The sequence below is a fragment of the Gluconobacter frateurii genome (assembly GCF_002723955.1).
GTDB lineage: Bacteria > Pseudomonadota > Alphaproteobacteria > Acetobacterales > Acetobacteraceae > Gluconobacter > Gluconobacter frateurii.
Genome location: NZ_BEWN01000002.1, coordinates 202,463 through 221,561 on the forward strand (window position 1 = coordinate 202,463; position 19,099 = coordinate 221,561).

Below are 19,099 nucleotides of genomic sequence, written 5' to 3' on the forward strand. Positions count from 1 at the left end.
GGCCGGCCAGCAAATACTCTTGGTGTGTCCCACAACATGGAGCACACAAGAGATGTCTCTCAAAACTACCCCATTCCTCCAGGGTGCATCGGTTCAAACCCGATTACCCCAGCATCCTCGGCTGAGCGCCCCGGATTATACCGCGAAGCTCGCGATTGATCCTCAGACATGCGAAGACGCATACCGCCTAAGGTATGAAAGTTATCTTACTTCCGGGTACATAGAACCAAACGCGACCGGCCGGTTTGTTGATGACTATGACCCAATGGCCAACAGCCGCACCGTCGTCATCTACCGGAACGATGTTCCACTGGCGTCTGTCCGGGTATCCTTACTCGTTGCCGGAACGAATCTGCGCTCCCCGGGGGCCGATACCTTTCCTGAAACAGTGGAAAGACTTCTGACGGCGATTCCTCTTTCTGCAAGCGGGCCTGGGCGAGGGCTGGAACTCACGCGACTGGTTCGTAGCCCGGCAGCGCAGAACAATCAGGGACTTGTTTTCCTGCTGTACCGAGTAGCCGGTTATCTGGGCATGATGGCTCATGCGCAGGTGGGTTTTGCGTGCGTCCGGAAGAACCATGTGTCGTTTTACAAGCGACTTGGTTACCAGCCCGAGACGGACCTGCGCCCCTATCCTGGGCTGAATTGCCCCATGCAGCTCATGTCATCGAACCGGCAACGGTATGACGAGATCCGGGCCTCTTTTCCTCTGATCGATCCCTTCACGAGTGCCACCGATGGTCTCGAAAATCTTCTTTCTGGCGGCAGTGTCGCCCTTTGGCTGCGAGGAGCCGCGTAATGTCCATTTTTCTTATTTTTGTTCTTTCCGCCCTCAACTTTCTCTCATTCAGCTGGGGGGTGCGCGGTCACTTCCAGATGGGAAATGGAATGCCTTTCCCAATGAAGGTTCTGTCCGCATGTAGCCTCGTTTTCTATGGGATATTCCTGATTTCAATGAAATCTGCGCATCTGGACTCTTGGGTCTTGGCAGGGACGACATTTCTTTTTGTTTCCGCGCTGGCTCTTTTTTGGTGGACCATCGCTACAACCCGCAGGAATCGGCCAGATGTTGCACATCATGAAGCTGCTCCGCATCAGCTTTACTGCAATGGCCCCTATCGTATAGTCCGGCACCCTTTCTACTTGGCTTATCTCCTGTTCTGGATTGGGACGGCCGTGAGCGCTGGTGCGTGGCAGTGGCTGGGCGCGATTCTGTTTACCGTTTGGTATGGTTTGTTGGCTTATCAGGAAGAACGTCGTTTTATTCAGTCGGATCTTGGTGATATTTATGCGGATTATCAGAGAAAATCCTGGATGCTGTTCCCAGTACCCTGGTTAAAATAAAGAAAATAATGGCGGGCGATAGTAAATCGATACAAATTCCGTTTTTGGAATATCTGACAAATATCTGGAAAATGTTCCAGATTAGTCAGCATGACGAAAACGCGTCCTCACTTCGTCATGAGCAGGCATCGGTTCTATCGCACGTCATATGGTTGTTTTCCATCCTGGGAATCAGCAGCAGTACACTTTTTACTCTCCGATTTGGTAACGGTTTTCGGCTGCTGGTTTCTACTTTCTATATTTCGATCGTCTGTCTTTATCTTTTATTGATCGCCGCTAGCCTTCGCTGGCGGCGTGACCAGAACCATGACGCCCTTATTCGGACGTCAATTCGAATTCTTTTCGTTCTGGGGATCGTATGGGGTGGTTTGGTCAATATATTTGCCATGATGGTCGAGCATCCCGGTGAAGAAGGGGCTGTTTTCGGGCTCATCATGGGATTGGTCTCAACGCCCATGCTGGGTGTGCCAATCCGTGCCGCGCTGGCCTTCTTCTTTCCTATCAGTCTGTTTTGTACCATTGCAGCCTTGGTAACGCTTCAACCAGTCGAAAACGTTGCATTGCTGTCGTTCCTGGGCTTTCTGGCCTTTGCCTTTATCGGCATCGTCTACATGAACAAGACGTTTCTGGAACGTTCTATCGGCCGTTTGAATTTACAAAAGCAGCACGAAACTCTGCAGGTGTTTCTACGGGAATACGAGCAGGTCGTATCAGACTGGTTATGGGAAACAGATGAAAATGGCTGTCTGCGGAACGTTACCGCACGGATGCGGCAGTTTTTTCAATCCTTTCCCGGCGAAATCGAAGGCCGCACTCTAGGGGCATTGGGGGTGCAGACTGAGCATTCATCAGATCTGGGTATCGATTATCATATTCGTCAACGTAAAGCTTTCAGGGATTTATCGGTTATTCTTCGTCAGGAGAGCGTGGAACGCTACCTGAAATTTACAGGATATCCGGTGCATGGTCGGAATGGCAGCTTCCTGGGATTCCGTGGTGTTGCATCAGATGTTACGGAACAATGGAAAGCCCAGAAGCGTATACGTTATCTGGCGATGCATGATGACCTGACGGGTGCATTGAGCCGAACGGCATTTCTGGAAGCCATGCACGAATGTTGTGCAATGCAGCATCCCTTTGCGCTTCTGCAGGTCGATCTGGATCATTTCAAACCTATCAATGACGAATTCGGCCACGCAGTGGGAGACAGCATGCTCAAGGCCCTGTCTGAACGTATTCGAAGCGTCATTGGCCCTGATCATCTGATTGGGAGGCTGGGAGGTGACGAATTCGCCGTACTTCTGCACGATGCTAACGAACGGGAAGCTGTTGCACGCAGTCAGGATATTGTTCGAATTCTGAATGGAGAGTTAAGCGCAGGGAAGGTTACGCTGGCGCCCAGCGTCAGCATCGGTATTGCGGTCGCGCCTGTTCATGGAGAAACGACGGACCTTCTGTTTCGAAGATCAGATCTCGCTCTGTATGCTGCCAAAGAGCGTCGCAATATCTGCTGTCTTTTCGAAGAGAGCATGGAAGTCAGCTATTTCAACCGGATCAGGCTGAGAGCTGACCTGATGAATGCTCTGGAAAGAAACGAGTTCTTTCTGGATTACCAGCCGATCTTTGATACCTTCACGCGTAGACCTGTTTCCGTGGAAGCACTTGTGCGCTGGCAGCACCCGACGGATGGCGTGGTCGGACCCAACCATTTTATTGCGACAGCAGAAAGCTGCGATCTGATTGAAGAGCTCGGCGCCTATGTGCTGCACGCAGCCTGTAGTGAGGCGATGAACTGGTCAACGCCTCTTCCGGTCGCCGTCAATATTTCTCCGAAACAACTTCGCTCGGGGAGGCTGCCGGTTATTGTTCAGGACTGCCTTTTCCGGACGTCCCTTCCGGCGGAGCGGCTTGTTCTGGAAGTGACTGAAAGCGTCTTTCTGGCTGAAACAGCCCGAACCCTCATGCAACTCGCAGCGATCCGGGCCTTAGGCGTTCGGCTGGTGCTTGATGATTTCGGAACGGGTTATTCATCCCTGACTTATCTGCGTGGTTTTGATGTGGATGGAATTAAGGTTGATGCCTCTTTTACAAGAGATATCGTCCAGTCCCGGAAAGTCGCAGCCATCGTTCGCACGATTGCGCGTTTGGCTTGTGACATGAATGTCTATGTGGTTGCTGAAGGGGTTGAGACGGACGAGCAACTGAACTGGCTGGAGCAGAACGGCATCGCTTTTGCTCAGGGCTACCTGCTGGGGCGTCCGCAGAGTCCCGAAAAATTGCAGTCTCTTCTCGCTTCCTGACGCGGTCCATCTTGAAAGTCGGGGTGGCTGAAACCACCCCGACTGTGTGCTCAGCGCGGCGTGTAAATAGCGCTCAGGTAATCGGTGGTACCATCAACACGTTCCAGATGGGGGTAGCGCAGACCCTCATGATAGGGGATGGAAACCGTATTGATATGCTCTCCTGACTTCACAACCAGACGGATAGTCTGCTTCGGATCTTTCTGGGCATCCGTAATCGCATGGCGCAGACGATCACTGGTGTATGACATGTCATTAACGGCAAGAATGGTTTCTCCCGACGTCAGACCGGCCTTGAAGGCTGGGCTCATCCAATGAACCCGAGCGGTCTTGCCGGAGCTGGTCACGGTCATTCCTAGCGAGAATGTCAGATCCAGGCTGTGCCGCATACCTTCCATGGCTTTGATGAAAGATGTTGGCTTGTCCGTGTAAACCAGCTTGTACCCGCCGTTCTTCAGGCCATCCAGAGGGGCGTGTGGCTGGATGGTGTCCAGACGGTCATGCAGGAACTTCGCCCAGTCATAGGGCTGTACGCTGTTCAGCGTCGCCGCAACTTCATCGAACTGATAGGGGCTGACAATGAAGCTGCCGTTATTCGTGCCGAAGAAGGCTTTGGCAAAATCGTCGAGAGATTTCTGCCCGTTCGACAGCTTGCGGATCAGCGTATCGGCATCCAGCCAGACCAGTTGGCCTTCGACGTAGTAATCTTCCGAACGCTGCCAGTCGCGCCATGACAGGGGGGCACGCTGGGCAATGACTGGATCATTGGTGGTGTCTTCAAGCGGGCGCCAGAGACGGCCGGACTGATTGTCATAAGTCGCCGCCATGTAGGCCAGTGCTTCAAAGCCCTGATCCTTTGTGACCAGCCCTGAACGCGCGGCCAGCACATTTCCCCAGTACTGGGTCTGTCCCTCGTAAACCCACAGTAGGGACCCACGCTGCGGAACATTGAAGTTCGGTGCCCACATATCAGCCGGGCGGCGATATTTGCCGTTCCAGGAATGGGTGTACTCATGCGCCAGAAGGTCGCGTTCCGGGAAGGTCTTGTCCCATTCCGTGAAATAACCCGGAGCTGCTGCATTTTCGCTGGACTGATGATGCTCAAGACCGATCATGCCCAACTCTTCCGTCAGGGCGAGCAGGAAGTCGTAATGATCGTAATGATGAGAGCCAAAGAGCGTCGTCGCCTGACGAACAAGATTACGATGAGCTTCAATCTGGGCCGGGGTGGCATTCAGGGAGTCAGGGTCGTCTGCGACCACATTCAGGGCCACCGGCACATGGTCCGGACCGGTCAGATCGATTTTCCGGAAATAACGGCCCGCGTAGATCGGGGAGTCGACCAGAGTGTTATAGGTCGTGGCGTTAAAATGCGTCTCATCGCCGTAAGCGGTGGCGCGGAGAGCCGAGCCAATCTGCCAGCCATGTGGAACCAGAACGCTCGGCTTTACCGTAATGTCGCGCGTGAAATAGCCAGCCGGATAAAGCGAAACCTGATCCCACTGCACATTCACGATCGAAGGCGTCATGACGACGCGGCCCTGCTCCGGGGTGACTGGTGACAGAAGCTGGAAATGCAGATCCAGCGTCGGCGTGGTCGCGGAAACCGGAATGTGGAAGGCGGCAACATTGACGTTGTCCCGCTTCCAGGAAACGGTTTTTCCACCAGACTGAACCTTCAGGCTGGCAAGCTGCTCAATGACGCCGGTCGGGGAATGGTCACCTGGGATCCACATGGGATACAGAAGGATCATCTCGCCCTTCTGCATGGCCTCTTTCGGAACCGGAACCGTTTCATGAATGGACATGATGTGGTGTGCGGTGTCAGTCGCATCAACTGAAACTGAGAGAGTGCCGGGGAAAGGCTTGTCCTGTGGATCGGGGACGACCGGAGGCAGCGGTAATGGTGCCGGCTGTGGTTGGGCGAGAGCTGGAGAGACCAGCCCACTGAAAGCCGTCAGTGCAACCAGGAGGCGTAAGCGCATCATAGGACAGGTTCCGGTTTGTAAATCAAAGTCCTTCCTGCCCTAATTGCCTCAGGCGATGCACACAAGAGGCAATGAATTCGATAACACTTAGGCGCGTGGCTTGTAGCCCATCTTATGTCCAACGATCATGTAATGATCGAGGAGCGTATCATATCGCCCCATGGCAACGTCCATCGCCGCAGAAGGATAGGCGTTCGCATAGTATTTATCGTCGAACTGGACAGGATGTTTTCCTTCCCAGAAGCCATCACTGCAGAAATGATTGATCAGACCAACGGCTCCATAAGTGCTATGGAAGGAACTGATATCTCCATAGGTATTGAGATAATCCGTTACGCTGAAAACGCTCAATGCATCATTGAGGGTGGGTTTGTTGGGGCAAGCGCATGCTTGCCTTAACTCTTCTGTGGGCACGTACTGCCAGGCGGTCCGTACAGGGTCGAGATATTCCCGATAATGTGAAACATCGCGCGAGTGATAAATCGGGAAAACATAGAATTCATAGCGAGGATCATCAAATGGTAGCAGCATTGACGAGCGATGTTGCTTTGGAGAAAGGACGCCAGCAACTGGAAAAAAGATTTTCTTCGCGTCCGAAAGCCATGCGGCAAGCCATGAAAAAGTACTTAATGCAGGTACAATGTAGTGTGACCGGCGAATGTAATCGAAGTCCAGCGCTTCCCCACGTGACGCAATAAAGCGCGCACCGGGGAAACGCTGTTTTAGTTCGTCCAGATAGGGAGAGGGCGTCAATTGGCCATAGAAAATCGGCTTCTTGCCTGTTTTCTGGATGAGGTGTTCATAAAATTCAGGAGGGAGCACGGTGTAGTCGGGGTGCAGCCCAGTCAGGATTTCACCGCCGCGAATATTGATGACAAGGTCGTCCGGACCACCATACTGATCATTGTCTGAACAAAAGGGGAAAAGCTTTTCGTATCCTGCGGTTCTCCGATCAGGGAAGTTCTCAACATGCTGGCTGTAGCCTTCGAGACTGATAAATGCCGCATTTGAATTTGGAAGAATGTGGCGATAGCCATCGTTGGAAAGACGACCATGAACACGGGAGTTGATATATTCCCGATCATGAATTCCAAAACTTCGACTGGTATCAATGTCAGGAATTGAAATGTTAAAAAGCGGAATTCTTACATTGCAGACAGTGCCATAACCCAGATCTGACTGCAGTTTCAAAGCAGACAGATACATCATCATGATGTTTCCGGTATTGCCGTGCAGCGATACTTTTATTGTAAGATCTTTCATGGTCTGCAATCCGGTTGTAGTTTGGTGCAACCATATCACCCACTGAAACAGGGGTCCATTGCTGGCCCCTGCTGGACGTCATCAGTGAGTTCAGACGTTTTCCGGAATACAGGGTAGAATGGACCATCCGTTCTCTGATGGTGTTAAATACAGCGGGACAGCATTGGGCAAGCGAACATTCACGGGTAGGCTCATGCCTGCCCGAAGGCTCCTGAACAGAGCACCATGTGCCACAAAAAGGGGCGTCCCTGCGTCTTCCAGCGTTCTGTTGACGGCATTCACTGCGCGGGCCTGAAGCGTTGCGAAGCTTTCCGCACCTTCAGGGGTGTAGCCATCCTCAATCCATGGATCGTACCATTCTCCCATGGGGTGGCCTTCCTGTATGCCAAAGCAGACTTCCTTAAGTTCGGGGTCGACAATCAGAGGAAGGTCTGGTCCCCCGCTATGGCGAATGGCGTCACGGGTATATTCGGCTGTAATGAGCGCGCGGGAGAGTGGAGAGGCAATGATCCGATCAAACGGGGTCTCCCCGTTCCGGAACAGATCCGCAAGAATCCGTCCAGCCCGACTTGCCTGCGCCAGCCCGGTGGCATTCAGAGGAATATCAGTCCGGCCTTGAGAAAGGCCCCGAAGATTCCAGTCAGTTTCACCATGACGCAGATACCAGTAAGGCTTGGTAATGATCTTCGGCATAGTGAAACCTTCGGAGTTGGGGAAAACTCAGTCGAAGAGAGAAGAGACCGAGCTTTCGTCTGCGACAGCGCTCATGGCGCGAGCCAGAAGATTGGCAGTCGTAATCTGGCGAATGTTTGGCGTGTCGAGCAGCGCTTGTGTGGCAGGGATGCTGTCCGTCAGGGTCAGCATGTTCAAAGGACTGTTTTTCACGCGTTCGCACGCATTGCCAGTCAGAACGCCGTGAGTGACATAGGCCTCAACGCCTTCTGCGCCACGGCTCATGAGGGCATTGGCAGCGTTGCAGAGGGATCCGCCACTGTCCACGATGTCATCGACCAGTACGCAGTAGCGGCCGGAAACATCCCCGATCACGTTCATGACTTCCGAAACACCTGCGCGCTCACGACGCTTGTCAATGATGGCCAGATCAACATTCAGACGCTGTGCGAGCTGACGGGCACGGACCACACCACCCACATCCGGGGAAACGATCATCAGCTCACGGTCCGGCAAACGCGTTTTGAGATCGCGGACAAAGAGCGGTGCTGCGTAAAGGTTATCCGTTGGGATGTCGAAGAACCCCTGGATCTGCATCGCGTGCAGATCCATCGTCAGGATACGGTTGGCGCCAGCTTCCGTCAGAAGGTTCGCCACCAGCTTGGCGCTGATGGGCGTACGCGGGCCGGACTTACGGTCCTGACGGGCATATCCAAAATAGGGCATGACGGCCGTGACGCGCTTGGCAGAGCCGCGACGCAGGGCGTCCAGCATCACCAGCAGCTCCATGAGATGATCGTTTGTCGGCATGCAGGTGCTCTGCACGACGAAAACGTCCTCACCGCGGACGTTCTCCTGAATTTCGACAAACACTTCACCATCGGCAAAGCGTTTGACGACTGTTTTGCACAGGGGCATCCGCAGTTCGTTCGCCACCGCACGGGCCAGCGGCAGATTACTGTTGCAGGCAACGATCTTCATGAAAACGGCCTCGTCCGGTATCCGTCAGGGGGAGAATTGCGCGCTTTCTAACAGCGGACCTTCCCGCTGTCATCTGTTCTGCGACATTCTTTGAGAATGGAGTCAGACTTGATGTGGCAGAGGATGCAGGCGAAACACATCAGAAGACTGTCTTTGCGGCCCCTTTCAAAGGTCGCTTCACGCTTCGGAAAGGTCAGAACATGCCCCTGAAAGACTGTACGGGTTTTGTTGGCAGAAGACTTCTGATTCAGGACCTTCCCAATGAGCGGGAAGCCAGAAATGCTGTATTCATTCCGCCAGGAAATGGCCCGGAATGGGGACTTTTTGACCCTTCAGGCCGCAGTGTTCCGGAAGCCATGGTCTACACTGGCGCTGGAGGCCTCCATACACCGCTTTGCTCGCGAACAACGCAGACCCTTCCGGAATGTCCGGTGGCCAGTGATGCGTTCGACTACGTGTTTGTCGGAAATCTGGACCCGTCTTACGCTTACTTTCTGGCGAACTCTTTTTCGAGGCTTTGGAGTCTGCCGGCCTACCGCAGAAGCGGACTCAGGGTCGTTTTCAGTAGCTCGCACTCCATCGCACAGTTGATGCAACAGGATTACTTCCGACTCATTGTGACAGCCCTGGGGCTGTCGGAGCAGAATTTCCTGCAGGTTGTTGCACCTCTTCGTTTCCCCAGGATCAGGGTAGCAGCAGCAGCTTTTGAAGAGCTTTCGCTGATTCATACTGTGTTTGCCGATCTGGCCCATCATGTTGGTCGTCAGGTTCTCCCTGAAGGAGCGCAGGTTCAACCAGGGCGTGTTCTGTTTTTTTCACAGGAAACGCTGAAACAGGGAAATGTCCGCGTCGAAAACGAGGCTGTGCTGACTGCGGCACTGCGTGAACGCGGCGTTGGAATCATTCATCCTCATCAGATGACTTTCCGGGACCAACTCAAGCTCTGGGCCTCAAATCCGCTGGTCATCGCTTATAATGATGCTTGCCTGCACACTAGTATTTTCTTCCCGCAACGTCGGGTGATTACCTTGGCGCATGGATCTGATATGTGGGTCAATCAGTGCCTGGTGGACATGGCAAATGGCAATGATGCGCGATATCTCCATGACACGGCTGGTCTGGAACCAGTGGGTGCCGGCCATGGCTTCCACATGAATTACCGTATCCCTGATCCAGAGGAGCTCGCGAGCGAGTTGGTGGAGTTCGCGCTGGGCTAGTGTCGAAAAACACGGCGCACAGGTTAGCTGTATGCGCCGTGATTGGCTCAGAACTGATAGGCGAGACCTGCATGCAGTGTCAGGTCGTTTGACAGACTGGTGGAGTGACTACGAAGACGGGAGAAGCTTTCCGTTCCGAAAATTCCAACGCTGCCAAAGGTGTTTGAATAATAGGTGTTACTGGCATCGGCGTGTCCGATGTGGGTGTAGGAATAATCTCCGCCAGCCGTCAGATGCAGGTGGCGTGTCATGCGGTAGTCCGCCCCAAGTCCGCCCTGCCAGAGAGAATGTGTCGATGAGGACTGGGAGTAGGTATAGCCTTTATCGTCGCTCAGGACCGCAGCCCAGCCAAAGCGACCCCGCAAAACCAGTCTGGATGTAAGGGCATAATCTGCCTTGATTCCTGCTCCAACGAAGAAATTTCCCAAATCATCGAAGCTGTCATAGCCGGTTGACAGATAGCCGCCCTGAGCAAAAGGCGTCAGAAGCAGCGACTGGGAAAACAGCAGGAAGCCCTTGCCGATCTCTCCGCGCGTTGAAGTCGCCTTTGCATCGTCATTGCCCCCAAAACGGAACGTGTAGGGAGAGTTTCCTGTACTGCGTGAAACAAATCGATATTTGTTGTTCCGCTGTCCGTCCTGCAGTCCGAACTGGGCAGAGGCGTAAAGATTGCTGATTCCAAAAGCATTGAACATGACAGAACTGTCGGCGCGGAACCCCGGCGTCCACCCAATGCGCCTGTTCTCGCTGCTCCACACGTCTTCATAGGCGCGTGTTCTCCCTCTCCCTATAGATTCGGTACCGGACAGGGAGGTCGTCGTTGAGGAGAGAGCGTCCTGAAAAGACCCTGTAATCGAAAGCCCGATTTCTCTGTTCACCGCAACGACGGGGGCCGTTTCTGCAAAAGCAGACGGAATCGAGAAACCGGCTAGACCCAGAATGCCCAATAATGTTGGACGCAGACGCAGACGCATGCGGGAGCTCCAGAATAGAAGAGGGTCTGGACCCTATATTCTGTTACTCAATGAAACAATAATGGCTCCCCGACAGCACTGACGATTTATTTGCTCTTTGTCGGATTTGTCACAGGCAGAGGTGTATGCTCACGGCCGGAATAATTCGTGACGATTGTTCGGACCGCGCCTGCAGCTTCTTCGGCAGCCATGCTTGCGGTGTCGCCCCATGCCCCATCAAGGGAATGTGCCGGAATATCGTGAAGCTGCGTGGCGGCACCAGCTTCCTTGCCGTCAGGCGTCAGAACATGCCATGCGATTTCGATATGCTGTGACGGCTTGCCATCGAGAGAGCCGCCATCAGCCAGTTTAACGACACCGCGAACAGTAAAATCTGCGCCCTTGGACTGTGTTTGAACCGAGTTCGTCGCATCGGGCAGGGACGCATAAAACGCGCGGGCCAGAGAGTTGTCACCATCACCCGGCGCACCCGTCACGCCAGAAAAATAGATCCGGGCTGCTCGGTGCATCAGGCTGTGCTGATCCTGCTGCATCATGTCAGCCTGAATACCGGTGAGCAGATTGGCCAGTTCCGGGGCTTCCTGTGTTGCTGCGCCCTTGAGCGCCAGGGCATCCCCCGCACTCCACCCCGCCATATCAACAGCAGGACCGTCGCTTTCTGCCCGGGCTTTCCCTTCTGGCGTCATAATGACGTAATGCGGAATCACACTGGCATTGTGTGTGCGGGCGCTCATCTTCACCCACCAGTCCCCCGGCTTTTTGGGTTGGGCGATTGCCGGAACAGACTGCGCTACCATGGCTTCCGCCAGTGCGTGCGCCCAAAGCTGGGCGGCATCATCAGAGAGCAGGGAGTCCGCAGGTGTCGGAACAGCCAGGCGTGCTGGGGGAAGATTCGCCGTTGCCAGTTGCCGGGCACGCTGGCCGGGATCCGAAAATGGATGGGGCATGTCAAAACACCCAGCCAGACAGAGGGGCAGCAGAACAGGCAGGAAACGACGCATTGGTGCTCCGGGGTAGTGAAGGGACATCATGGAGTTTAAGGGAACACCCTCATGATGTCGAAATGGAGGATCAGCGGCGGATCAGGATGTAATTGATCGTCACATCGATATCGAAGTGGTCGCCCTTCATATCAGGCGGAACAGGCGGCAGATGCGCGCCTTGGAACATGCCGGTCGTGGCCGCATCCAAAGAGTATGAGCCAGACTGCCCTGTCAGACGAACGGATTTCACATGGCCGGATCGATCCAGCACGACATGCACGGAAGAGGGGCCATCCTCGCCAGCACGGGCCGCATCTTCCGGATAGTACATATGCGAGCGGATCCAGCGGTCGATCTCGCCGCCATAATCCTCGCTGACGCCCTTGACGCTGGTGCGTGTCTGGTAAGGCGCATTGATGGCGCCATTCAGGCTCAGTGGTCCAAGAGACATGTCAATCGGGCCACCTGAACCGGCGGGGCGACCTCGGCGATGGCGGTACGGAGAAGGCTGTTCACCGAACGAATAATCCATTGGATGAGACAGTGGATTGCTGTTGTTCGGTCGAACGGAGCGATGTGCCCTGTGGCTGTGAGGTGTTGTCTGCTGGCTGCGCTGACTTGGCGCACTGCCAGGCGTGACAGGGGCCGGACTTGGCACTGTCTTGGGAAGTTCGGCGGACGGCTCCTGCGGCACAGGCGGAGCCGAAGGGGCCTCAGGTGTGGGAACGGCAGGTGTGGGAGCAGATTGCTGTTGCTCTGGCTGCTGCTGTTCCTGTTCGGTCTCCTGCTGGCTTTGCGGGGATGGTGGAGGAGGTGCGCCGCCTTCCTCCTGGGCACGGGGCCCCTGCATGCTGCTTTTGGATGGCGGTTGATCGAACACCATCTCGACCTGGGGTTCATTCCCGGCGGGAGAGCCATGCATGCCATGATGCTGCGTGAGCAGAAGCGCCAGAACAGCGGCATGAATACCCGCAGAAATGCAGAACGGAACGGTAGGCCCTGGCTCTACAATGGTCTGCGGACGCATCATAGGCGTCAGAACAGGACGAACAGCCGTAGCGGCCGGAACATAGTCCCGGAGCCTGGATCGTAGCCCGGCTGGTGTGTGAACCGGACCTACAGGCGTGCGTGATCTTCCCGCGAACAGCTTGGGTTCGCGGCGTTCAGCCTTACCGCTGGAAGTTGGCATCGTCCCGCTCATACGTCGCGGCTGTGCCCGGAAGAGGAAAGGTGGCGGCAAGTCATCGCCAGGCTTTGTGCACCAGGGCGGGCGGGTTTGTCATCCGGCAGGCTGGTATCCGGTCTGGGGGTGGGCGTTGCGTCAGGGACCATCATGGCAGTAATGGACCTTTCACGAAAGAGACAAAGCGCCTCGTAATCCACAGGAAAGACAACTGCATGACAGACAGTCTCATATCGTGTCTTTCTGTTGATCCGGACGTTGCCGCCGCCGTCGAACGGATTGGGCCCTGCCGTCTCCGGGGGGATGATGGGCAGGAACCTTATGACGCGCTGTTACGGGCCATTGCCGGGCAGCAGCTTCACGGTGCGGCTGCCCGACGGATTTTCGGTCGTCTGTGCCTTCTGGGGCCTGCGTCTTCCGAAGACGGACCGCCTCCCGTTCCAGAAGCTCTTCTGGCTTTTCCTGAAGATGCGTTGAGAGCCTGTGGTTTGTCTGCCAGCAAGCAGGCTGCCATGCGGGGCGTGGCGCAGGCGCGGCTGGAGGGGCTTGTGCCTACGCGTCTGGAGGCATCGAGGCTGGAGGATGAAGATCTGATCCAGCGTCTGATCACCCTTCGCGGTGTTGGTCGATGGACTGTAGAAATGATTTTGATGTTTACGCTTGGCCGCCCGGATGTCATGCCAGTTGATGATTTCGGCGTCCGCGAAGGCTGGCGACGCATCAAGAGACTGGATACTGCCCCCAGACCCAAAGACCTCAAGACCGAAACACTCCGTTTCTCTCCGCACAGGTCCGCCCTTGCCTGGTATTGCTGGCGGGTCGCGGAAGAGGGAAAGAAGACGGCCCCTAACACATTGACCGGCTAAAGGGACTGTCCAGTCAGGAACGCCATCATTTCAGTAATGAAAGGGCATGGCTGTTCCGCATGGAGCCAGTGCCCGGCACCTTCCAGCGTTCGAATCCGGGCGTGAGGGAACAGGGCATGGATGAGCGGGTGATGTTCAGGCCTGACATAGCTTGAGTTGCCGCCTCGCAGGAACAGGGCTGGACCGTCATAAGGAGCAACCTGAAGATCGGGCCAGCCCTCAATCAGGCTGATCCCCTGTGTAATCTCGTCAAAGCCGATCGCCCATCCCGGAACGTCATTCAGAGAAACGTTCTGTGCCATCAGTTCGGCGACGGCCCGACTGCCTGTGATCGGCTCCAGAAGATCCAGCGTTTCACTCCGTGTGAGCTCCGACGGAAACGTGATGGCATCCAGCTTTGCAATCATGTCCCTATGCCCCTGCTGGGTCGGTGCCGGGGCCATATCCGCCACCATCAGGCGGGTCACGCGATCAGGATCAGCGAGTGCCAGCATCATGGCGACTTTACCGCCCATCGAATGACCAACGACGGCAAAATGCTTGACCCTAAGATCGTCAAGCGTTTCCAGAACATCCTGTGCCATAGCGGGGTAGCTCACGGGGCCATGCGGGCTTTCTCCATGGTTGCGGAGATCCAGGGCAATCGTCCGGAACGTCTGGGAGGCTTCCCGCTGGAGAAACCCGAGATTGCGGGCTCTTCCGAACAGACCATGCAGGAAAACAACTGTCTCCGGTCCATCCCCACGTTCGATGGCGTTGAGTTTCATGCATGATCCTTCCGTGACAGCAGTTGATTGAAAACAGCGTTGCGGCCAAACAGGATTACACCTGCCGTCGGGGAGACCACTTGTCCACCAGTCCCGCCCGTAACGAATTGCGTTTTCGCCTGAAGCGTCAAATGCGCTCGCTCCTGCGTCATCCGGCTCAGGCCCCTGTGACGTTGCGAGCGATGGTCCGCGCCGACGAAATCTGGCTCACGGTGCTCGCCGCAGTCGTGGGGGCTTTGTCAGGCCTTTGTGTGGTGTTGATAACAACCGTGACGCTGTCTTTGCACAGTGTTCTGTTCGGGAGCGGAAACACCCTGAACGGGCATCTGTCCGGCCTGACATGGTTGCCCCCATGGCGTGTTCTGACGGTTCTGACGCTGGGCGGTCTCGCCCTCGGGCTGTTTGGAATTTTCACCAGCAGGATCATGCCCCGTCGGCCTGTCGATCCGATCGAGGCCAATGCCCTGCATGGCGGTCGCATGTCTGTGCGAGACAGTCTCATTGTCGCGTTACAGACCGTTCTGTCCAATGGCATTGGCGGGTCCATCGGCCTTGAAGCGGGCTTTACCCAGATTGCTTCCGCCCTGGCTTCGCGGATCGGACAATCCTTTCGCGTCAGACGCGAAGATCTGCGCGTTCTGGTCGGGGCTGCTGCCGGCGCAGCCATTGGAGCCGCGTTTAATGCACCGGTCGCAGGGGCATTCTACGCCTTCGAACTCGTGATTGGCTCCTATTCCCTTGTTAGCCTGCCGCCTGTGGCGATTGCGGCTCTCGCTGGTGTCGGAGTTGCGCATCTTTTCGGGCATGTTCCGGCAGCGGTCATGATTGCAGATCCCGGCGCGCTGACATGGAATGGTAGTTTCAGCGTCGTTATCATCAGCATCCTCTCTGCTTTGACGGCAATTGGCGTCATGCATTGCGTCACCCGGACGGAAACCCTGTTTCGTCTTCTTCCGGGCCCGGGCTGGCTGAAGCCCACTGTCGGCGGATTGCTGGTTGGTGGTCTGGCCGTTATTCACCCTTCCGTCCTGTCAGCGGGACATGATGCCATGCGCGTGGTGTTCGCCGGATGGATCACCCCTTGGATGGCTCTGGGCCTGCTCGTGCTCAAGGCTCTGGCCTCCTGTATTTCAATCGGGTCCGGCTTTCGCGGAGGACTGTTTTTCGCGTCCCTCTACTTGGGGACGCTGGCCGGAACCGTTTACGGCGCCCTGATGCAATGGCTGGGTCTGGCGCCCGTTTCCTTAACGGCCTGTGCTTTGATCGGCATGACCGCTATGGCCGTGGCTATCATCGGCAGCCCCATGACCATGGTGTGCCTGCTGCTGGAACTGACGGGCAGTATTTCCATGAGTGGGGCAACATTCGTGGCGGCCGTCCTATCTCTCCTGACCGTCCGGCGCCTGTTTGGATACAGCTTTGCGACCTGGCGCTTCCATCTGCGGGGGGAATCCATCCGTTCCGCCGTTGATATTGGCTGGATGCGGTCCCTGAACGTGCGCCGGATGATGCGCGGGCAGGTGCGGACAATCCCGTCTGACACGCCTCTCAACCGGGCACAGGCTCTTTTCCCGCTTGGTTCAGCCCAGCGAATTGTTCTGCTGGATCGGGATGGACGTTATGCCGGAATGGTCAACGTCGCAGAACTTCAGGCTGTGTCCCCAGCCGCAACGCCCGTAGCTTCGCTGGCGCATTTCGAGAATGCCATGCTGACCCCTCTGCTCAATGTCCGGGAAGCGGTGGAACTGTTCGAACGTGCGGAAGCTGATGCGCTCGTCGTCGTAGAAGATCTCCAGTCCCGACAGGTGGTGGGTATGCTCACGGAACAGCATGCCCTGCGCCGCTATGCCGAAGAACTGGAACGCAGCCGTCGGACGCTTGCCGGGGAAGAAGGTGCTGTTTCATGACGGTTGGCCCTTGGCATGAACGTCCATGCGCTTCACCATAACAGTCTGTTCACAGGAGAAATATCCATGTCCAACACGCCTGAAGATCGTCTCGCCGCTCTCGAAATCACCCTGCCAGAAGCTGCTGCACCCGTCGCCAATTATGTGACAACCGTTCTTACGGGGAACCTGCTTGTCGTGTCCGGCCAGCTTCCGCTGGTGGACGGCAAGCTGCTCATCACAGGCAAGCTGGGCGATGAAGTGTCTAACCATGCTGGTGTGGCCTGTGCCCGCGCCTGCCTGATCAATGTCATTTCCCAGGCAAAGGCTGCGCTGGGCGGTGATCTTTCCCGCATCAAGCGCGTTGTGCGTCTCGGTGGCTTCATTGCCTGCACGCCGGAATTCACCGAGCACGCTGTTGTCATGAACGGTGCGTCTGATCTGGCTGTTGAAGTCTTCGGCGATGCAGGCCGTCATGCCCGTTCGACGATTGGTGTTCCAAGCCTGCCGGTGAATGCACCGGTCGAAGTGGAAGCTCTGTTCGAAGTTGTCTGAGTTCGAATATGCGGGAGGCCTTTAAGGCTTCCTGCTTTGACGAGTTGAGGTTGTTTTTCCTCATCTAAGTCACACCTTTGTCCAGATGCGTCAGACAGATTTGCAGGATCGGCCCTCATGAATAACTCTTCTGAGCCGGAGTGGTCTCTGACGCTGCACGCGTCCATTCACGACATTGGGTCCGCGGAGTGGGATGCCTGTGCGGGGGATGAGAACCCCTTCGTCTCGTTCGGATTTTTGTCTGCGCTCGAAGACAGTGGCTCCGTTGTGGATCGAACAGGCTGGCTCGTGCGTCACGCTGCTCTCCGTGCCCCGGATGGCACAATTCTGGCGTTAGCCCCACTGTATGGAAAAGCCCATTCCAGGGGCGAGTATGTCTTCGATCAGTCCTGGGCGCAGGCCTACGAAGCCGCCGGGGGCCGATATTATCCGAAATTCCAGTGCGCCGTTCCTTTTTCGCCGGTCCCTGGCCCACGTCTGCTGCTTCGGAAAAACCTTCCAGACCCAGATGCGGTCGGGCACGCTCTTGCCGCAGGGCTGGTGCAGGCGGGGTCGCAATTAGGTCTGTCTTCCGTTCATGCGACCTTCTGTAACCAACAGTCCATGGTGGCTTTCGAAAGCGCGGGATACCTGACACGGCTTGGCGTACAGTATCATTGGCACAATCAGGGATATGGCAGTTTCGAAGACTTCCTGAACGCGCTGTCCTCCCGCAAACGCAAGGCCTTGCGCAAGGAACGGAAAGCCGCGCAGTCCTGTGGACTGACATTCGTGACGCGGCGCGGGCAGGACATTACGTCTGCTGACTGGTCCGCGTTCTATCGCTTCTATCAATCCACCATCGACCGGAAATGGGGGAGCGCTTACCTCTCGGAAGAGTTTTTCCCGATGCTTTCGGAGCGATTGGGGGACCGTGTGGTTCTGATGGTGGCTGAGCATGAGGGCAAGCCTGTGGCCGGGGCGCTGAACCTGATGGGTCGGGATGCGCTTTTTGGGCGGAACTGGGGATGTGAGGGAGACTGGCCCTTCCTGCATTTCGAGCTCTGTTACTATCAGGCCATCGACTTCGCGATTGCTCATGGTTTGAGCCGCGTGGAAGCGGGCGCGCAGGGGGAGCACAAGATCCAGCGCGGCTATCTGCCAGCCTTGACGCATTCCGCTCATGCCATTGTCGATCCCGGCCTGCGCAATGCTGTGGCTGCTTTTCTGGACGAAGAGCGGGCGGCCATTCGCGACGAAGCAGAAGCCCTTGCCGCTTATTCTCCATATCGTCAGGACGACTCGTCCTGATCGTGCCGGTTAACGATTGGGAAAGGGTCTGACGGGTAAGCTCTGTCCTGACAGCGGGATGCCGGAGCTTCAGTCGTGGAGAACAGTACCTATATTGCCCTTTCGCGCATGGACGCCCAGCAGCGCGCCATGTCGGTCGTTGCGGACAACATGTCGAACGCTTCGACGGTTGGCTATAAGCGCGAAAGCGTTCTGTTCAGCGATTATTTATCCAAACAGCATGCTGCCGGTCAGCCAACTGGGTCTGAGACGCAGGCTTATACCCAGGACCGCGCAACCTATCGGGATTTCCAGCAGGGCGATCTGCAACAGACCGGAAACCCGCTTGACCTTGCCTTGGGCGGAGAAGGCTACTTTCAGGTGCAGACGGCCAACGGTGTGCGACTGACGCGTGCCGGGCGCTTCGAAAAACAGCAGGACGGGACGGTCGTCGATGAAGCCGGTAATGCACTTCTGGACCGCGAAGGGCAGCCCATCGTCCTGCCAACAACTGATCATCGACTGACGATTTCATCTGACGGTGTGATTTCAACTGAAACCGGCGAGGCCGGGCAGATCGGAATTGTGACGGCACGCGACAACAATACGCTTCAGGCAGAAGGCAGCCATCTTCTGCGCTCCGACCAGCCGACGAATGCTGTTGATCGCCCGCAGGTCATGCAGGGGATGCTCGAAGGCAGCAATGTGCAGATGATGTCCGAAGTTACCAAGATGATGGATATCCAGCGCAATTTTGATTTCATGGCGCAGTTCGTGAATGCCGAAGCGACCCGCCAGCAGAACGCAATCGACAAAATCGTTCAGGTTTCAGCCTGACAGTTTTCCTGACG

Annotated in this window: 17 protein-coding genes; 9 read left to right on the plus strand and 8 right to left on the minus strand. The window is 55.9% G+C overall.

Annotated elements, in window-relative coordinates; all coding sequences use genetic code 11:
- Positions 1-52 precede the first annotated feature (52 nt).
- From GFR01_RS06370 to GFR01_RS06380, 3 genes are all read left to right on the plus strand, one after another.
- The gene (locus tag GFR01_RS06370) at positions 53-799 is read left to right on the plus strand and encodes an N-acyl amino acid synthase FeeM domain-containing protein (protein WP_373317594.1); all 747 of its coding nucleotides are present in this window, start codon (positions 53-55) and stop codon (positions 797-799) included.
- Positions 799-1,344 carry a methyltransferase family protein gene (locus tag GFR01_RS06375; RefSeq protein WP_244902190.1) on the plus strand — a complete coding sequence of 182 codons (546 nt, stop codon included), beginning with the start codon at positions 799-801 and terminating at the stop codon, positions 1,342-1,344. Before GFR01_RS06370 ends, GFR01_RS06375 begins: the two co-directional genes overlap by 1 nt.
- 71 nt (positions 1,345-1,415) lie before the next feature.
- Positions 1,416-3,644, plus strand: a complete 2,229-nt coding sequence (locus tag GFR01_RS06380) for a putative bifunctional diguanylate cyclase/phosphodiesterase (protein ID WP_244902191.1) — start codon at positions 1,416-1,418, stop codon at positions 3,642-3,644.
- Between the two features lie 50 nt (positions 3,645-3,694).
- On the opposite strand, the gene GFR01_RS06385 is transcribed toward GFR01_RS06380, so the two are convergent.
- The 4 genes from GFR01_RS06385 to GFR01_RS06400 all read right to left on the minus strand — a co-directional run bounded on the left by GFR01_RS06385 (position 3,695) and on the right by GFR01_RS06400 (position 8,548).
- A complete protein-coding gene (locus tag GFR01_RS06385) occupies positions 3,695-5,632 on the minus strand; it encodes a M61 family metallopeptidase (RefSeq protein ID WP_099181763.1) in 1,938 nt (645 codons plus the stop codon).
- An 87-nt stretch (positions 5,633-5,719) separates the two neighbouring features.
- Positions 5,720-6,895, minus strand: a complete 1,176-nt coding sequence (locus GFR01_RS06390) for a hypothetical protein (protein ID WP_099181764.1) — start codon at positions 6,893-6,895, stop codon at positions 5,720-5,722.
- A gap of 90 nt (positions 6,896-6,985) precedes the next feature.
- Positions 6,986-7,588 (minus strand): histidine phosphatase family protein, encoded by a 603-nt coding sequence (locus tag GFR01_RS06395; RefSeq protein ID WP_099181765.1) that lies wholly within the window; start codon positions 7,586-7,588, stop codon positions 6,986-6,988.
- Positions 7,589-7,615: 27 nt separating this feature from the next.
- Complete coding sequence (locus tag GFR01_RS06400) at positions 7,616-8,548, minus strand: ribose-phosphate pyrophosphokinase (protein ID WP_007284050.1); 933 nt, start codon at positions 8,546-8,548, stop codon at positions 7,616-7,618.
- 113 nt (positions 8,549-8,661) lie between these two features.
- Here GFR01_RS06400 and GFR01_RS06405 point away from each other — a divergent pair, with 113 nt between their 5' ends.
- Positions 8,662-9,765 (plus strand): glycosyltransferase family 61 protein, encoded by a 1,104-nt coding sequence (locus GFR01_RS06405; protein ID WP_099181766.1) that lies wholly within the window; start codon positions 8,662-8,664, stop codon positions 9,763-9,765.
- Positions 9,766-9,812: 47 nt separating this feature from the next.
- Here GFR01_RS06405 and GFR01_RS06410 read toward each other — a convergent pair whose 3' ends face one another.
- From GFR01_RS06410 to GFR01_RS06420, 3 genes are all read right to left on the minus strand, one after another.
- Positions 9,813-10,739, minus strand: a complete 927-nt coding sequence (locus tag GFR01_RS06410; RefSeq protein WP_099181767.1) for a hypothetical protein — start codon at positions 10,737-10,739, stop codon at positions 9,813-9,815.
- 86 nt (positions 10,740-10,825) lie between these two features.
- Positions 10,826-11,740 carry a hypothetical protein gene (locus tag GFR01_RS06415; protein WP_063905077.1) on the minus strand — a complete coding sequence of 305 codons (915 nt, stop codon included), beginning with the start codon at positions 11,738-11,740 and terminating at the stop codon, positions 10,826-10,828.
- Positions 11,741-11,810: 70 nt separating this feature from the next.
- Positions 11,811-12,923, minus strand: coding sequence for an energy transducer TonB (locus tag GFR01_RS06420; protein ID WP_063905078.1), 1,113 nt, complete (start codon positions 12,921-12,923; stop codon positions 11,811-11,813).
- A gap of 197 nt (positions 12,924-13,120) precedes the next feature.
- Between GFR01_RS06420 and GFR01_RS06425 the strand changes: the two genes are divergently transcribed.
- Positions 13,121-13,771, plus strand: a complete 651-nt coding sequence (locus GFR01_RS06425; protein WP_099181768.1) for a DNA-3-methyladenine glycosylase family protein — start codon at positions 13,121-13,123, stop codon at positions 13,769-13,771.
- Here the strand turns inward: GFR01_RS06425 and GFR01_RS06430 are convergent.
- Complete coding sequence (locus GFR01_RS06430; RefSeq protein ID WP_099181769.1) at positions 13,768-14,538, minus strand: alpha/beta fold hydrolase; 771 nt, start codon at positions 14,536-14,538, stop codon at positions 13,768-13,770. The two genes, GFR01_RS06425 and GFR01_RS06430, sit on opposite strands and share 4 nt — an antisense overlap.
- A gap of 131 nt (positions 14,539-14,669) precedes the next feature.
- On the opposite strand from GFR01_RS06430, the gene GFR01_RS06435 reads away from it, so the two are divergent.
- The 4 genes from GFR01_RS06435 (at position 14,670) to flgF (ending at position 19,085) form a co-directional block, all read left to right on the plus strand.
- Complete coding sequence (locus GFR01_RS06435) at positions 14,670-16,445, plus strand: chloride channel protein (RefSeq protein ID WP_099181770.1); 1,776 nt, start codon at positions 14,670-14,672, stop codon at positions 16,443-16,445.
- Between the two features lie 66 nt (positions 16,446-16,511).
- A complete protein-coding gene (locus GFR01_RS06440; protein WP_010503058.1) occupies positions 16,512-16,979 on the plus strand; it encodes a RidA family protein in 468 nt (155 codons plus the stop codon).
- A gap of 117 nt (positions 16,980-17,096) precedes the next feature.
- Entirely contained in the window at positions 17,097-18,269 is a 1,173-nt protein-coding gene (locus GFR01_RS06445; RefSeq protein ID WP_099181771.1) for a GNAT family N-acetyltransferase, read from the plus strand.
- A gap of 75 nt (positions 18,270-18,344) precedes the next feature.
- Entirely contained in the window at positions 18,345-19,085 is a 741-nt protein-coding gene (gene flgF, locus GFR01_RS06450; RefSeq protein WP_099181772.1) for a flagellar basal-body rod protein FlgF, read from the plus strand.
- Positions 19,086-19,099: the final 14 nt, after the last annotated feature.

What these genes read in the sequence shown, in the direction of transcription:
- GFR01_RS06370 (WP_373317594.1), top strand. Translation starts at nt 53, where the DNA reads ATGTCTCTCAAAACTACCCCATTCCTCCAGGGTGCATCGGTTCAAACC.
- GFR01_RS06375 (WP_244902190.1), top strand. Translation starts at nt 799, where the DNA reads ATGTCCATTTTTCTTATTTTTGTTCTTTCCGCCCTCAACTTTCTCTCA.
- GFR01_RS06380 (WP_244902191.1), top strand. Translation starts at nt 1,416, where the DNA reads ATGTTCCAGATTAGTCAGCATGACGAAAACGCGTCCTCACTTCGTCAT.
- GFR01_RS06385 (WP_099181763.1), bottom strand. Translation starts at nt 5,632, where the DNA reads ATGATGCGCTTACGCCTCCTGGTTGCACTGACGGCTTTCAGTGGGCTG.
- GFR01_RS06390 (WP_099181764.1), bottom strand. Translation starts at nt 6,895, where the DNA reads ATGAAAGATCTTACAATAAAAGTATCGCTGCACGGCAATACCGGAAAC.
- GFR01_RS06395 (WP_099181765.1), bottom strand. Translation starts at nt 7,588, where the DNA reads ATGCCGAAGATCATTACCAAGCCTTACTGGTATCTGCGTCATGGTGAA.
- GFR01_RS06400 (WP_007284050.1), bottom strand. Translation starts at nt 8,548, where the DNA reads ATGAAGATCGTTGCCTGCAACAGTAATCTGCCGCTGGCCCGTGCGGTG.
- GFR01_RS06410 (WP_099181767.1), bottom strand. Translation starts at nt 10,739, where the DNA reads ATGCGTCTGCGTCTGCGTCCAACATTATTGGGCATTCTGGGTCTAGCC.
- GFR01_RS06415 (WP_063905077.1), bottom strand. Translation starts at nt 11,740, where the DNA reads ATGCGTCGTTTCCTGCCTGTTCTGCTGCCCCTCTGTCTGGCTGGGTGT.
- GFR01_RS06420 (WP_063905078.1), bottom strand. Translation starts at nt 12,923, where the DNA reads ATGAGCGGGACGATGCCAACTTCCAGCGGTAAGGCTGAACGCCGCGAA.
- GFR01_RS06425 (WP_099181768.1), top strand. Translation starts at nt 13,121, where the DNA reads ATGACAGACAGTCTCATATCGTGTCTTTCTGTTGATCCGGACGTTGCC.
- GFR01_RS06430 (WP_099181769.1), bottom strand. Translation starts at nt 14,538, where the DNA reads ATGAAACTCAACGCCATCGAACGTGGGGATGGACCGGAGACAGTTGTT.
- GFR01_RS06435 (WP_099181770.1), top strand. Translation starts at nt 14,670, where the DNA reads ATGCGCTCGCTCCTGCGTCATCCGGCTCAGGCCCCTGTGACGTTGCGA.
- GFR01_RS06440 (WP_010503058.1), top strand. Translation starts at nt 16,512, where the DNA reads ATGTCCAACACGCCTGAAGATCGTCTCGCCGCTCTCGAAATCACCCTG.
- GFR01_RS06445 (WP_099181771.1), top strand. Translation starts at nt 17,097, where the DNA reads ATGAATAACTCTTCTGAGCCGGAGTGGTCTCTGACGCTGCACGCGTCC.